Annotated in this window: 11 protein-coding genes and 1 pseudogene; 9 read left to right on the plus strand and 3 right to left on the minus strand. The window is 72.5% G+C overall.

The features are described 5' to 3' along the window. The first annotated feature begins 72 nt into the window (after window positions 1-72). Genes ACFVSL_RS14245 through ACFVSL_RS14260 form a run of 4 tightly spaced genes read left to right on the plus strand, consistent with a single transcriptional unit; the run spans window position 73 to window position 3,231 of the window. Window positions 73-885, plus strand: coding sequence for an ABC transporter ATP-binding protein (locus ACFVSL_RS14245; protein WP_386941633.1), 813 nt, complete (start codon window positions 73-75; stop codon window positions 883-885). Next, window positions 882-1,568: an ABC transporter permease gene (locus tag ACFVSL_RS14250; RefSeq protein WP_386941634.1), complete on the plus strand. Its 687-nt coding sequence runs from the start codon at window positions 882-884 to the stop codon at window positions 1,566-1,568. The genes ACFVSL_RS14245 and ACFVSL_RS14250 overlap by 4 nt, the downstream gene beginning before the upstream one ends. Then, on the plus strand, window positions 1,565-2,308 hold the full coding sequence (locus ACFVSL_RS14255; RefSeq protein WP_386941635.1) for an ABC transporter permease: 744 nt from the start codon (window positions 1,565-1,567) through the stop codon (window positions 2,306-2,308). Before ACFVSL_RS14250 ends, ACFVSL_RS14255 begins: the two co-directional genes overlap by 4 nt. Further along, window positions 2,305-3,231, plus strand: a complete 927-nt coding sequence (locus ACFVSL_RS14260; RefSeq protein ID WP_386941636.1) for an ABC transporter substrate-binding protein — start codon at window positions 2,305-2,307, stop codon at window positions 3,229-3,231. Before ACFVSL_RS14255 ends, ACFVSL_RS14260 begins: the two co-directional genes overlap by 4 nt. A 147-nt stretch (window positions 3,232-3,378) precedes the next feature. Here the strand turns inward: ACFVSL_RS14260 and ACFVSL_RS14265 are convergent. The 3 genes and pseudogenes from ACFVSL_RS14265 to ACFVSL_RS14275 form a co-directional block, all read right to left on the minus strand. Beyond that, a pseudogene (locus ACFVSL_RS14265) lies at window positions 3,379-4,047 on the minus strand (DedA family protein); the annotation flags it as partial. A 34-nt stretch (window positions 4,048-4,081) separates the two neighbouring features. Further along, window positions 4,082-5,023: a M56 family metallopeptidase gene (locus ACFVSL_RS14270; protein WP_386941637.1), complete on the minus strand. Its 942-nt coding sequence runs from the start codon at window positions 5,021-5,023 to the stop codon at window positions 4,082-4,084. Window positions 5,024-5,025: 2 nt separating this feature from the next. Then, complete coding sequence (locus ACFVSL_RS14275) at window positions 5,026-5,400, minus strand: BlaI/MecI/CopY family transcriptional regulator (protein ID WP_386941638.1); 375 nt, start codon at window positions 5,398-5,400, stop codon at window positions 5,026-5,028. Window positions 5,401-5,490: 90 nt separating this feature from the next. On the opposite strand from ACFVSL_RS14275, the gene ACFVSL_RS14280 reads away from it, so the two are divergent. The 5 genes from ACFVSL_RS14280 to pabB all read left to right on the plus strand — a co-directional run bounded on the left by ACFVSL_RS14280 (window position 5,491) and on the right by pabB (window position 12,915). Further along, window positions 5,491-6,903 carry a cytochrome ubiquinol oxidase subunit I gene (locus ACFVSL_RS14280; protein ID WP_386941639.1) on the plus strand — a complete coding sequence of 471 codons (1,413 nt, stop codon included), beginning with the start codon at window positions 5,491-5,493 and terminating at the stop codon, window positions 6,901-6,903. A gap of 14 nt (window positions 6,904-6,917) precedes the next feature. Beyond that, on the plus strand, window positions 6,918-7,922 hold the full coding sequence (gene cydB, locus ACFVSL_RS14285) for a cytochrome d ubiquinol oxidase subunit II (RefSeq protein WP_386941640.1): 1,005 nt from the start codon (window positions 6,918-6,920) through the stop codon (window positions 7,920-7,922). A gap of 10 nt (window positions 7,923-7,932) precedes the next feature. Next, complete coding sequence (gene cydD, locus ACFVSL_RS14290) at window positions 7,933-9,582, plus strand: thiol reductant ABC exporter subunit CydD (RefSeq protein ID WP_386941641.1); 1,650 nt, start codon at window positions 7,933-7,935, stop codon at window positions 9,580-9,582. Beyond that, window positions 9,575-11,308 carry a thiol reductant ABC exporter subunit CydC gene (cydC, locus tag ACFVSL_RS14295; RefSeq protein WP_386941642.1) on the plus strand — a complete coding sequence of 578 codons (1,734 nt, stop codon included), beginning with the start codon at window positions 9,575-9,577 and terminating at the stop codon, window positions 11,306-11,308. Before cydD ends, cydC begins: the two co-directional genes overlap by 8 nt. A gap of 137 nt (window positions 11,309-11,445) precedes the next feature. Continuing rightward, on the plus strand, window positions 11,446-12,915 hold the full coding sequence (pabB, locus tag ACFVSL_RS14300) for an aminodeoxychorismate synthase component I (protein ID WP_386941643.1): 1,470 nt from the start codon (window positions 11,446-11,448) through the stop codon (window positions 12,913-12,915). Window positions 12,916-12,945: the final 30 nt, after the last annotated feature.

The raw sequence follows: 12,945 nt of genomic DNA on the forward strand, positions 1-12,945 counted from the left end.
GCCCTGAAGCGCGATCGGTGTTTGGCTTGAGCCTGCACATCGAGCGAACGCCGACGACGGGATGAAGCCAGCATGATCGAGTTCCGCGGCGTTTCGAAGCGCTTCCCCGACGGCACCCTCGCGGTGTCCGGCGTCGACATCGTGATCCCGCCCCGCAAGACGACGGTCCTCGTCGGCTCATCGGGCTCCGGCAAGACGACGCTCCTGCGCATGATCAACCGGATGGTCGACCCGAGCGACGGCCAGGTGCTCATCGACGGCACGGATGTCTCGACCCTCGAGCCCGTCGCGCTGCGCCGCAGCATCGGCTACGTGATGCAGAACTCGGGCCTCCTGCCGCACCGCAAGGTGATCGACAACGTGGCGACCGTCCCGATGCTGCGCGGCACCCGCCGGCGCGAGGCGCACGCGAGGGCGCTCGAGCTGCTCGACACCGTGGGGCTCGACCGCTCGCTCGCCGACAAGTACCCGAGCCAGCTCTCGGGCGGCCAGCAGCAGCGCGTCGGCGTGGCACGGGGCCTCGCGGTCGACCCGAACATCCTGCTCATGGACGAGCCGTTCGGCGCGGTCGACCCGATCGTCCGCTCGGAGCTGCAGCAGGAGCTGCTGCGGTTGCAGGGCGAGCTCGGGAAGACGGTCGTCTTCGTCACCCACGACATCGACGAGGCGTTCCTCCTCGGCGATCAGGTCGTCATCATGCAGCAGGGCGGCAGGATCTCGCAGGCGGCGTCGCCGGCCGAGATCCTCGCCCGCCCGGCCGACGACTTCGTCGCCGACTTCGTGGGCGCGGACCGGGGCAAGCGCGTGCTGCACCTCAGGGAGGTCGACGGGCGGCAGGTGGTCGTCGACGAGGACGGGCGCGCGGCGGGAGTGCTCGCCTCGTGACCTGGCTCTGGTCGAACCTCGACCTGGTCGCCGAGCTGAGCCTCGTGCACCTGGCATTGTCGGTGCCGGCGATCATACTGAGCTTCGTGGTCTCCGTTCCGATCGGCTGGCTCGCGCACCGCTACCGGTGGTCGCGCGGCGTGCTGCTCACGCTGTGCGGGCTGCTCTACGCGATCCCCTCGCTCGCCCTGCTCATCGCCCTTCCGGTCTTCACCGGGCTGGGGGTGCGCTCGCCCGTGAACCTGGTGGTCGCGCTGACGCTCTACGGGGTCGCGGTGATCGTGCGCACGGCCGCCGACGCCTTCGACGCGATCGACCGCGACGTGCGCCAGTCGGCGACCGCGGTCGGCTACTCGGCGTTCGGGCGCTTCCGGTCCGTCGAGCTCCCGCTCGCCGGGCCGGTGCTCCTCTCGGGGCTCCGGGTCGTCATCGTCAGCACCGTCAGCCTCGCGACGATCGGCGCGGTGATCGGCGTGCCGAGCCTCGGCAGCCTCTTCACCGACGGCTTCCAGCGCGGCATCCAGGCCGAGATCGTCACCGGCATCGTCGCGACGATCGCGCTCGCCCTCCTGCTCGACCTGCTCGCCGTGCTCGCGGGGCGGCTCCTCATGCCGTGGACGCGCGTCGGGGCGCGCCGCAGGCGCGTCGTCGCCGCACCCGTCCCCGAGGAGGCGCTGCCGTGAACCTCGTCGCCGACGGCGTCGCATGGATCCTCGACCCCGCCAACTGGCAGGGCCCGGGCAGCATCCCCGAGCGCATCGGCCAGCACCTGCTGCTCTCGCTCGTCGTGCTGCTCATCGCCTCCGCGATCGCCCTGCCGACCGGTGCGGTCATCGGCCACACCGGCCGCGGCAAGCAGCTCGTGGTCATGGTCTCGGGCGGACTGCGTGCCCTGCCCACGCTCGGCGTGCTGACGCTCTTCGGCCTCTGGCTCGGCATCGGGCTCGCGGCGCCGGTGATCTCCCTCGTCATCCTCGCGGTGCCGCCGCTGCTCGCCGGCGCCTACGCGGGGTTCGAGGCGGTCGACCGCCGCACGATCGACGCGGCGCGCGCGATGGGCATGCGCGAGCGCGAGATCGTGGGCGGCGTCGAGCTGCCGCTCGGCCTGCCGATCATCGTCGGCGGCGTGCGCTCGGCCGCGCTGCAGATCATCGCGACGGCGACGCTGGCGGCGTACGTGGCCGACGTGGGGCTCGGCCGGCCCATCTTCCAGGGGCTCAAGACCCGTGACTACGGCGAGATGCTCGGCGGCTCGATCCTCGTGATCCTGCTCGCGCTCGTCGTCGACGGGGCGTTCGCGCTCGCGCAGCGCCTCGTCGTGCCCGCCGGCGTGCGGGCGACCCGCACTCGTGAACTCCGCTCGCGGCCGACCCGGCGGCGAGCGGTCGTGGGGCGACCCATCCATGAAGGGAACAGGCAATGATCACAGCAGGAAAAGGCCGATTCGTCGCGCTGGCGGCGGTCGCGGTCGGGGCGACAGTGGCCCTGGCAGGGTGCGCATCGGGCGATCCGCTCGACAGCGGATCGGGCGAGACCGACGGCGGCGGCGAGACCCTCGTCGTCGGCTCGCAGGACTACTACTCGAACGAGATCATCGCGCAGATCTACGCGCAGGCGCTCGAGGCGAACGGCTTCACGGTCGACCTCCAGCCCCGCATCGGGCAGCGCGAGGTCTACATGCCCGAGCTCGAGAGCGGCGCGATCGACGTCTTCCCCGAGTACACGGGCAACCTCCTCCAGTACTACGTGCCCGACACCACGGCGACGACCGCCGACGACGTCTACGCCGAGCTCGAGGGCGCCCTGCCCGAGGGCCTGCGCGTCCTCGACCAGTCGCCGGCCACCGACCAGGACTCCTACAACGTCACGAAGGAGTTCTCGGAGACGAACGGCGTCACGAGCCTCGCCGACCTCGCGAAGGTCGAGACCCCGTTGACGCTCGGCGGCAACTCCGAGCTCGCGACGCGGCCCTACGGGCCCGAGGGCCTGAAGTCGGTCTACGGGGTCGACGTCGCGTTCACCCCCATCGAGGACAGCGGCGGGCCGCTCACCATCAAGGCCCTCCAGGACGGCGCGGTGCAGCTCGTGAACATCTACAGCGCCAACCCGGCCATCTCCACGAGCGACCTCGTGACCCTCGAGGACCCGGAGGGGCTCTTCCTCGCCTCGAACGTGGTTCCCGTGGTGAGTGAGAAGGTCGACGACGAGGCCGCCGAGGTGATCGACACGGTCAGCGCGGCGCTCACCGCCGCCGACCTCGTCGCGCTCAACGCGCTCAGCGTCGACGAGCAGCAGTCGGCCGAGCAGATCGCGAGCGACTGGCTGGCCGAGCAGAAGCTGTTCTGATCGACGCGGCGCCGGCTAGCGGCCGGCGTCGTGCTCGGAGGGGCCGGGTGCCGAGGCATCCGGCCCTTCGTCGTCCTGCGGGACGCGCGCTGCCGTCGGGGGTGCCGGTGCGGCGCGCGTGAAGGCGGCGGGGGTGCTCGTCGCGGTGTCGAGGGCACCCGAGTCGTCGGCGGCCTCGGCGGCCTCCATGTGCTTGGCCTCGGAGCGCACGATGAGCTTCTTCGCGCCCCACACGACGAGGAGGAAGAGCACGATCACCGCGACGAAGATGTAGCCGGCCCAGTGCAGCTCGCGGCTGAGCTCGCGATAGCTGCCTGCGGCCGCCCAGCCGACCGAGACGTACGCGAACGCCCAGATGACGCACGCGGGCGCCGTCCATGCGATGAACCTGCGGTAGCGCATCGTGCTCATGCCGACGGTCAGCGGGATGAGCGAGTGCAGCACGGGCAGGAAGCGCGAGATGAAGATGGCCGGTCCGCCGCGGCGGTCGAGGTAGCGCTGCGCGCGATGCCAGTTGTCCTCGCCGATCTTCCGTCCGAGGCGCGAGTGGAGGATGTGCGGGCCGAACCAGCGCCCGAGGGCGAAGCCGATGCTCTCGCCGATGAGCGCGCCGACGATGACCGTGAACGTCAGGGCGAGGTACTCGCCGACGCTGTCGACGGCGGTGGCGGCGACCAGCACGATGGTGTCGCCCGGCACGACGAGACCGATGAGCACGCTCGTCTCGAGCATGATGCCGAGTCCGGCGAGGAGGGTGCGGGCGACCGGGTCGACCGCCTGCACGGTGTTGAGGATCCAGTCGAGGATCTCGTTCATCGTTCGAGCGTAACGGTGGGCGGGCGACGGCGCGTCACCCTGCGGGATGATCCGCCAGTACCGCGGTATAGGCCGCGAGCGGTACCAGGAGGAGGAGTGCGGACGCTCCGAGCACGAGCATCCGGGGCATCGCCGTCGACGAGGATGCCGCGGGCACGACGTCGAGCCGGTCGAGCCGCGCGGCGAGCATGTCGGCATCGGCGATCACGGTCTCGTCGCCGTAGCCGCCCGGGCCGCCCTCGCCGACGACGAGGAGCGCACCGCGGAGTGCGTCGTCGCCGGCGGCGCGTCGTGCGCGGTCGTCGGCGAGCATCTCGGCGAGGAGGATGACGGATCGCTCGGCGCGGTTCGCGATCGGGAACCAGGGGAGCGCGCTGTGCCAGGCGCGGAACGCGAGGAGCACGAGATGGTGGAGCTGGTCGAGGTGCGCTCGCTCGTGGGCGATCACCGCGGCGAGCTCGTCGGGCGAGAGCGCGTCGATGAGCCCGTCGGTGAGCACGGTCGCGGTGCGGATCCCGGGCACGCAGTACGCGAGCGGTGCGGGGTGCGCGAGCACGCGGGTGTGCGGCTGCCCCGGCATGGGGTCGCCGAGCAGGGCGACGAGCTGGTGCTGGCGTCGCCGCTCGCGTTCGGCGCGGACGGCCGTGAGTGCGAGGTTCAGTGCGAGGTGCGCGGCGAGGCCGGCGGCCAGCGTGAGGGCGGCGAGGTGCACGACCCCGAACTCGGCCGGGATCGGGCCGGTGAACAGGGCGGGGACGAGCGCGTGCCAGGCGCCCATCAGCGACCCAGCGGGGGAGGCGCCGAACACGAGGAGGCAGCCGATCATCGAGACGCCGCCGGCCACGGCGATGGCCTGCCAGAGCGCGAGGGCGACGGCGGGGGAGTGCGCGGGCCACGCCGCACGCGAGAGGACGACCGGGATCGGCCACGCGAGCGTGAGCGCGAGGGCGCCGAGGCCCACGGCGACGGCGATCACGGTCAGCGTTTGACGAGCTCGTCGAGGAGGCGCCGGAGCGTCGCCGCCTCGCCGTCGCTCACGGTGCCCACGAATCGGGCCAGTGCGGCGTCGCGGTCGCTCGAGCGGTCGAGCACCTCGTGCATGAGCTCGGCGGTGTGCTCCTCGCGCGAGAGGAGCGCCTGGTAGCGGTGGGGGCGGTGCTCGCGCGTGCGGCTCACGAAGCCCTTGCGCTCGAGGCGCGAGAGGACGGTGAGCACGGTGGTCGTGGCCGGGACGTGCCCGCCCTCGCCGTCGCGCACCGCGAGGGCGTCGCGCAGTTCGTTGGCCGAGAGCGCGGCGTCGCTCGACCAGAGCACCTCCATCACGGAGCGCTCGAGATCTCCGAGGTTCGCCATGCCTCCAGACTACCGCCGATCGCGCATTTGTTCTACGCTTCGTAGAAGAACGTCGCTTCGGCGTTCTTCCCGTGTGAAAGAGGCATCCGTGTGAATGAGTTGCTCGACCCGCTGCTGCTCGCTCGATGGCAATTCGGTCTGACGACCGTCTACCACTTCCTGTTCGTCCCGATCACGATCGGACTCGCGACCACCGTCGCGATCTTCCAGACGGCCTGGTTCCGCACCGACAAGGTCGAGTACCTGAAGATCACGCGGTTCTTCGGCAACCTCTTCCTGATCAACTTCGCCATGGGCGTCGTGACCGGCATCGTGCAGGAGTTCCAGTTCGGCATGAACTGGTCGGAGTACTCGCGCTTCGTCGGCGACGTCTTCGGGGCGCCGCTCGCGCTCGAGGGCCTGCTCGCCTTCTTCTTCGAGGCGACGTTCATCGGACTCTGGATCTTCGGCTGGGACAAGCTCCCGCGCGGCATCCACCTCGCGACGATCTGGTGCACCGCGATCGGCACGATCGTGTCGGCGTACTTCATCCTCGCGGCGAACGCGTTCATGCAGAATCCCGTCGGCTACGAGATGAACGCCGAGAAGGGGCGTGCCGAGCTCGTCGACATCGGGGCGCTGCTCACGAACCCGGTGGCCCTCGCCGCGTTCCCGCACACGATCGCCGCGAGCTTCATGGTGACCGCCGGCCTCATCATCTCGGCCGCCGCATGGCACCTCTCGCGCAACCAGCACCTCGACACGATGCGCCCCGCGCTGAAGTTCGGCCTCTGGACGATGGTCGGCGCCGGCATCCTCACGACGATCTTCGGCGACCAACTCAGCCTCGCCATGGTGGCCACGCAGCCGATGAAGATGGCCGCCGCCGAGGCGACGTACGACACCGTCTGCGGCGCCGACGCCTCGTTCTCGCTCTTCACGCTCGGCACGCCCGACGGCTCGAGCGAGCTCTTCTCGGTGCGCGTGCCGTACCTGCTCTCGCTGCTGTCGACGCACTCCTTCGACGGCTGCGTCGAGGGCATCAACGACCTGCAGGCGCAGTACACCGAGCTCTACGGTCCCGGCGACTACGCGCCCATCATCTGGGTCACCTACTGGGCGTTCCGCTGGATGATCGGCCTCGGCATGCTCCACGTCCTCATCGCGGTCGTGGGCCTCTGGGTCACCCGCAAGGGCCGGATGCCGAAGCAGCGCTGGATCTGGAAGGTCGCGATCTGGAGCTTCCCGCTCTCGCTCGCCGCCATGAGCGTCGGCTGGGTCTTCACCGAGATGGGTCGCCAGCCCTGGATCGTGTTCAGCCTGCTGCCGACCGAGTCGGCCGTGTCGCCGAACGTCACCGGCCTCGACGTGCTCATCTCGCTGATCGCGTTCACGCTCGTCTACGGGGCGCTCGCGGTGGTCGAGGTGCGCCTGCTGCTGCGGGCCATCAGGAAGGGCCCGCCCGAACTCGGCGAACCCGACCCCGAGTCGGGCCGCATCGAACCCGCCACGACGGTCTACTGAAAGGAGGAGGACAAGTGGATCTCCCCACGCTCTGGTTCTGGATCGTCGCGTTCCTCTTCGTCGGATACTTCGTACTCGACGGCTTCGACTTCGGCGTCGGCATGTCGCTGCCGTTCCTCGGCAAGGACGACACCGATCGACGCGTGCTCATCAACACGATCGGCCCCGTCTGGGACCTCAACGAGACCTGGGTGATCGTCGCGGGGGCCTCGCTCTTCGCGGCCTTCCCCGAGTGGTACGCGACGCTCTTCTCGGGCTTCTACCTCGCACTGCTGCTCATCCTGCTCGCACTCATCGTGCGCGGCGTCTCGTTCGAGTACCGCCACCAGCGCCCCGAGTCGCAGTGGAAGGGCCGATTCGACCTCATGATCGTCATCGGCTCGGCGGTGCCCGCGCTGCTCTGGGGCGTCGCCTTCGCGAACATCGTGCAGGGCGTGCCGCTCGACGCCGACCACAACTACACGGGCACGCTGTTCGACCTGCTGAACCCGTACGCGCTCCTCGGGGGCCTGACCACGCTCCTCCTCTTCTTCACGCACGGCGTCGTCTTCGTGTCGCTGAAGACCGAGGGCGAGCTGCGCGAGCGGGCACGCCGCCTCGCGGTGCGGTCGGGCGTCGTCACGATCGTCGTCGCCGCGACGTTCCTGCTGTGGACGGGCCTCGCGTTCGGCACCTTCTGGTTCTGGATCCTCGCCGCGGTGGCGGCGGTCGCCCTCATCGGCGGCTGGCTCGCGAACCTGCGGGGCGCGGAGGGGGTCGCGTTCACGCTCATGGCCGCGACGATCGCGGCAGCGGTGTTCGCGCTCTTCGCCGCGCTCTTCCCAGAGGTGATGCCCGCCTCGAACGACCCGGCGAACAGCCTCACGATCGAGAACGCCTCGTCGACGACGTACACGCTCACGTTCATGAGCTGGGTGGCGCTGATCTTCCTACCGCTCATCCTCGCGTACCAGGGCTGGACGTACTGGGTCTTCCGCAAGCGCGTGAGCCGCTCGGCGATCGAAGCCTCGACCCACTGAGTCGGCCGGCGTGAAACCCCTCGACCCCAGACTGGTGCGCCGCTCGCGCGCCGCCCGCGGCTTCCTCGTCGCGGGCGGTGCGCTGGCCGTGGTGCAGGCGGCGGCGATCATCGCGGTGGCGTGGTCGATCGCGACCCTCGTCGTCGGCCTCATCGAGGGCGTGCCGATGACCGAGGCGTGGCCGGCCCTCGCCGTGCTCGTGGCCGCCGCGTGCGTTCGGGCGCTCGCGAGCTGGGCGTGGGAGCTCGTCGGGTCGACGGGCGCGCAGCGCGTCAAGCGCGAGCTGCGCGCCGAGCTGCTGGCAGCCCTCGAGCGCCGGCCCGGCGGCGTCGCCGGCTTCTCGTCGGCGCGCATCGCCACGCTGCTCGGGCCCGGCCTCGACGCGCTCGACGACTACTTCGGCCGGTACCTTCCGCAGCTCGTGCTCACGGTGGTCGCGACCCCGGCGTGCATCGCGGCGGCCTGGATCGCCGATCCGCTCTCGGGGCTCGTGCTCGTGATCGTGCTCCCGCTCATCCCCGTGTTCATGGCGCTCATCGGCATGGCGACCGAGGCGGTGCAGCGCCGCCAGTGGGAGAGCCTCTCCGCGCTGTCGCGGGGCTTCCTCGAGGTCGTCGGCGGGCTGTCGACGCTGATCCTCTTCGGCCGCGCCGAGCGGCAGGCGCGGCGCATCCGCGAGGTGACCGACGGCTACCGCCGGCACACGATGAAGGTCCTCCGCATCACCTTCCTCTCGGGGTTCACCCTCGAGTTCGCCGCGAGCCTCTCGGTCGCGCTCGTCGCGGTGTCGATCGGCCTGCGGCTCGTCTCGGGCGACATGTCGCTTGCGCCCGGGCTCCTCGTGCTCGTGCTCGCGCCCGAGGTGTTCCTGCCCCTGCGCAACGTCGGTGCGGCGTTCCACGCCTCCGCCGCGGGCGTGACGGCCGCGGACGACGCGTTCGCGCTGCTCGATGCGGCGGGCGAGGCGTCGGAGGAACCGGCCCCGGCCGCCGGGTCGATCGCGAACGGGGATGCCCCGGCGCACGGGCCGCGCACCGGGCTCCTCGTCTCCGGCCTCTCCGTCAGCCGCGGCGGGCGGCCGGTGATCGAGCGTCTCGACGCCGCCGTCGCCCCGGGCGCGCTCGTCGCGGTGACCGGCCCGAGCGGCAGCGGCAAGTCGACCTTCTTCGCCGCGCTGCTCGGCTTCGCCGCGCTCGGCGCGGGGCAGCTGACCTGGGACGGGCGCCCGCTGGACGGACGGGGCCGCGAGCTCATCGCCTGGGCGGGCCAGTCGCCGATGCTCCTCGCTGGCACCGTCGCCGAGAACGTCCGGCTCGGCGACGAGGCGGCGGACCCGGCACTCCTCGAGCGCGCGCTGGCCGTCGCCGGCGTCGACGTCCCCGCCGGGCTCGTGCTCGGCGCGGGCGGCTCCGGACTCTCGGGCGGACAGGCGCAGCGCGTCGCGATCGCCCGTGCCGTGCACCGGCTGCTGGCGCGCCGCCTGCCGCTCCTCCTCCTCGACGAGCCCACCTCGGCGCAGGACGAGGGGCGCGAGGCGGCCCTCGTCGAACGCCTGCGGGCGCTCTGCGACGGGGGAGCGGCGGTGCTGGTGGCGACCCATCGCCCGGCGCTCGTCGACGCCGCCGACGACTGCATCGAACCGGCGGTGACGCGTGTCTGAGACGACCAGCGCCCCCCGCACCCCGCGTGCCTCGGCGGGCACCCGCTCGGTGCTCCGCACGAGCATCCCGCCGTTCGCGCGGCTGCTGCCCTCTGTGCTGTTCGGCGTCCTCTCTGGCGGCTCGGCCGTCGTGCTCCTCGCGTGCTCCGCGTGGCTCATCGCCCGCGCCGCCGAGCAGCCTCCCGTCCTCTACCTCTCGCTCGCGATCGTCGGCGTGCGGGCGTTCGCGCTCGGCCGCGCGGTGTTCCGCTACCTCGAGCGGCTGAGCGGTCACGACGCCGCCTTCCGTCAGCTCGCGGCGATCCGCGGCGGCATCTTCGAACGGATGCTCCCCGTCGCCCCCGACGGCGTCGCGGCGCTGCGCCGCGGCGAGCTGCTGTCCCGCTTCGTCGGCGACGTCGACGAGCTGCAGAACGTGCCGCTCCGGGCGGTGCAGCCGGTGGTGAGCGCGCTCGTCGTGCTGCTCGGCGCGGTCGTCGGGGTCGCGCTGCTCGCGCCCGGGTCGGCGTTCGCCCTGCTCGGATGCCTCGTGCTCGGCGTCGGCGCGACCCTGCTCGTGCAGCGCGCGGTCGCCGCCCGCGCCGAGTCGAGGCTCGCCCCGCTCCGCGGCGAGCTGCAGGCCGCGGTCGTCGACCAGGTGCAGTCGCTCGAGATGCTCGTCGCCTTCGACGCGGCGGCGGCCGGGCGTGCCCGCATCGACGCGCTCGGCGAGCGGCTCGCGCGCCTGACGCGGGCGAGCGCCTCCGCGGCGGGAGCCGCCGCCGCGATCATGTCGGCGATCGGCGGGATCGCGGTCGCCCTCGCGATCGTCACCGCCGAGCCGCTCCTCACCTCGGGGCGCATCGACGGCCCCACCTTCGCGGTGCTGTGCCTCGTGCCGCTCGCCATCGCCGAGGTGGCCGCGGCCATCCCTCCCGCGGCGAGCGCGTGGCGGCTCGGCCGGGTCAGCGCCGAGCGCGTCGCGAGCGCCGTGCCCGAGCAGGTGCCCGCCGAGATCCCGGTGGCCCCCGCCGTCCCGGTGAAGGCCCCGGCCGCGGGGACCACGCCGGCGATCTCGCTGCGCGGCGTCACCGCGAGCTGGCCCGGAGCGACGGCGCCGACGCTCGAGGGGCTCGACCTCGAGCTGGCGCCCGGCGAGCGGGTGCTCGTGCGCGGTCGGTCGGGCGCGGGGAAGTCGACGCTCGCGCACGTGCTCGTGCGATTCCTCGAGACGAGCGGGTCGTACCGCATCGGCGGGGTCGAGGCCTCCGAGCTCGAACCGGGCGACGTGCGCCGACTCGTCGGACTCGTGGAGCAGCGACCCTGGCTCTTCGACGAGGACGTGCGCCAGAACCTCGTCTTCGCCCGCGACACGGCGAGCGACGACGAGCTGCTCGCCGTGCTCGACCGCGTGGGCCTTCGCGAGTGGGTGCTCGAGCGCGGCGGGCTCGACGCGCGCGTCGGCGAGCGCGGTTCGCTCGTCTCGGGAGGCCAGGTGCAACGACTGGCGCTCGCGCGGGCGATGCTGGCGGGGTTCCCGGTGCTCGTGCTCGACGAGCCGACGGCCAACGTCGACCGCGATCGAGCAGACGCGCTGCTGCGCGATCTGCTCGGCGCGGCCGAGGGCGAGGGCCGCACCGTCGTGCTCATCTCGCACGTGCCGGTCGATCCGTCCCTCGTCGATCGCGTCGTCACGATCGCGGGCGGGCGGGCGATCGCGTCGGATGCCGCGGGCGCCCGCGGCTGAACGTTGATCGGTGCGCCGCACTCGGTCGCCGGGCATCTCCTCCGTCGCCGCCGTTCGCGACCCGTCGTCGCGACCGCCCCGTGCCGACGAGCGGGACGGGCGGTCGGCGGCACGGCGCTTCGCCCTAGGCTTGGAGGATGCCCCGACGAATCCGGTCTCGCGTGCTGCCCGTCTGGCGCGACCCCGCCGAGGTGTTCGGCCGGCACTACGCGGGTGCCGAGCACGTCGTCTGGCTTGACGGCGGCGACGACGCGAACGGGGTGAGCGTGCTGGGCCGCGCTCACGCGGGCAGCGAGCTCGTCACGGCCGTCCTCACGACCGACGGGCACGCGATGCCCGGCATCGGGCGCGTCGAGGTCGTCCGCCCGGCCGAGGCCGCACCGACCGCGACCGTGCGCGAGGGCCCGGTGTTCGACGTGCTCGCCGAGGCGCTCGCGCTGCCCGCGGTGGAGCTCGCGACCGGGGTGCCCGCGCCGGGCCCGCTCGGCTGGTTCGGCTGGTTCGGCTACGAGCTCGGGGCGGCGGCCGACGGCGTGCCCGTCGCGGATGCCGAGACGCCCGACGCGGCGTTCCTGTTCCTCGACCGGGTGCTCGTCTTCGACCACGCGGCGCGCGAGCTGCGGCTGGTCTGGCTCGACTCCGACGACGGGGCCGACTGGGCCGACGCGCAGGCCGCGGCACTCGGCGAGGAGCCCGCGGCCGGCGGCGAGACGGCGACCGCGTGGCATCCGCGCGGTTCGACCGCGACCGCGAGCGCGACCGCACCCGCGGTCGCCCGATGGCGTCACGACGCCGCTCGCTACGCCGAGTTGATCGACGCCTGCCAGGCGGCCATCGTGCGCGGCGACGCCTACCAGCTCTGCCTCACCAACCGGGTCGACGTCGACGTCCGCCCCGACCCGGCAGCGGCCTACCTCGCGCTCCGGGCGTCGAGCCCGAGCCACCACGGCGGCTACGTGCGGTTCGGCGAGCACGCCCTGCTCAGCGCCTCGCCCGAGCAGTTCCTGCTCGTCGAGCCCTCCGGGCGCGTCTCCACGAAGCCGATGAAGGGCACCCGACCGCGCGACGCCGACCCGGTCCGCGACGCCGCGCTCCGCGCCGAGCTGCTCGCGAGCGACAAGGAGCGCGCCGAGAACCTCATGATCGTCGACCTCATGCGCAACGACCTCGGGCGCATCGCCGAACTCGGCAGCGTCGGCGTCGAGGGGCTCCTCGAGGTCGAGGAGTACGCGCACGTGCACCAGCTCGTCTCGACGGTGCACGCGCGCATCGCACCGCCGCTCTCGGTGCTCGACGTCGTGCGCGCGGCGTTCCCCGCGGGGTCGATGACGGGCGCGCCCAAGCACAGCGCGATGTCGATCCTGCACGGGCTCGAGCAGGGGCCGCGCGGCGTCTACTCGGGCGCGTTCGGCTACCTCGGCGTCGACGGCGGCGCCGATCTCGCCATGGTGATCCGCTCGATCGTGCTCGCCCCGTCGGGCGCGAGCATCGGCACGGGCGGCGGCATCACGGCGCTCTCGGTCGCCGCGGAGGAGATCGAGGAGACCCGCGTGAAGGCCCGCGCCCTGCTCGCGGTGCTCGGCGCGGCATCCACCCCCGGTGAGTGACTAGGCTGGATACCCGAGTGCGCCGTGCTC

It is taken from the genome of Agromyces sp. NPDC058064 (assembly GCF_042885275.1).
Classification (GTDB): domain Bacteria; phylum Actinomycetota; class Actinomycetes; order Actinomycetales; family Microbacteriaceae; genus Agromyces.